Below are 1,203 nucleotides of genomic sequence, written 5' to 3' on the forward strand. Positions count from 1 at the left end.
TACCACTGATTCAAAGACTTTAGATGTCGTCCATCAATAATAAAAGAAGTTCCTACATTGGATACGCCTGTTAACCAATTATTAATTCCATGATCTAACCCCAGGACACTTCCGGGAAGCACAGCACTACCAAGCTGCTCCTCTGTTCGATATACAAACTCGGCGTAAAAACAGCGATTTCTGGGAAGAATCCGAATTTCAACCAGTTTCTTGTAGTCCAAGTTTGACGGCATCGGCAAGAAAAATTCTCCGATTCCAAACCAAAGCTTGACTTTACTACCTAGTGGGAACCGTAACAACCCGTTTTTGAGTTTGACATCCGCGATCGGGAATGTCACTAATTTCAGAGAATCTTTTCTGTATTTTGGTAGCTTTGGGTGCTGCGTAACAGTCCCAGATTTGATTCCCAATAGCCGCCCAATGTATGAACTGAAGGATTCAGCGACACTGGTTAAAGTTTGCTGTGCGACATGGGAATACAGAGCCTTAAAATGCAAATTCGATTTAAACATTTTATGGAAATCATATTTCCCAGGGATTTTGCCAGTTTTGAAATACAACTGACGACCGTAGTACAAGGCGCAGTTTGCTAGCTTGTTTGATTCACCACAGACAAACTCTAAAATTGCTTTCAGACTGAAATCAGCATTAATTAAGTTTTGCTGGCATCCGTAATTAGACATTTTTTTGATTTTCGATATACTGCTTGACCACTGATAGTGGCGCACCGCCAACTGTTGCAACAAAGTAACTATTCGTCCACAGAGTTGGCAGTCTGCTTTTTAACCAAGGAAATTCCTGTCTCAATAGTCGAGATGAACGTCCTTTCAAATATCGGATCAACTTGGCAATCCCGAATTGTGGGTCTACTCCTACTAAAACATGAACATGCTCTGGCATTACTTCCATTTCTATTAGTTCGGCGTTGAATTCAGTGCAAACTTCTTGTAAAATCGCTTTCAGGCGAACATCTACACCGTTAATCAACACAGACCTACGATACTTTGAACACCACACAATATGATAATTGCAACAGTAGGTTACATTGCTGTTGGATTTTAGTTTTGTTTTCATATTTACAGTATATACCAACCAACCTGTATACTGTGTGTCGAAATATAAAGAATTGTTCAAGGCGGTTGAAACCGCTACCGACTTTTCCCCGTGTCTAAAGCCAGGGGCTTGCGTCTCGTTTTCCGGTCA

Annotated in this window: 2 protein-coding genes; both read right to left on the minus strand. The window is 40.9% G+C overall.

The features are described from left to right. Positions 1–683, minus strand: a 683-nt coding sequence (locus tag QT992_RS33415) for a transposase (RefSeq protein ID WP_333378771.1), incomplete at its 3' end; no start/stop codon positions are given. After that, on the minus strand, positions 676–1,074 hold the full coding sequence (gene tnpA, locus QT992_RS33420) for an IS200/IS605 family transposase (protein WP_333315738.1): 399 nt from the start codon (positions 1,072–1,074) through the stop codon (positions 676–678). The genes tnpA and QT992_RS33415, both read right to left, overlap by 8 nt. Positions 1,075–1,203 lie beyond the last annotated feature (129 nt).

This window comes from Microcoleus sp. T3_D1, from assembly GCF_036700405.1.
GTDB lineage: Bacteria > Cyanobacteriota > Cyanobacteriia > Cyanobacteriales > Microcoleaceae > Microcoleus.

Bases quoted from the DNA above. Each gene is read 5' to 3' on its own strand.
- tnpA (WP_333315738.1), bottom strand. From the start codon at position 1,074: ATGAAAACAAAACTAAAATCCAACAGCAATGTAACCTACTGTTGCAAT.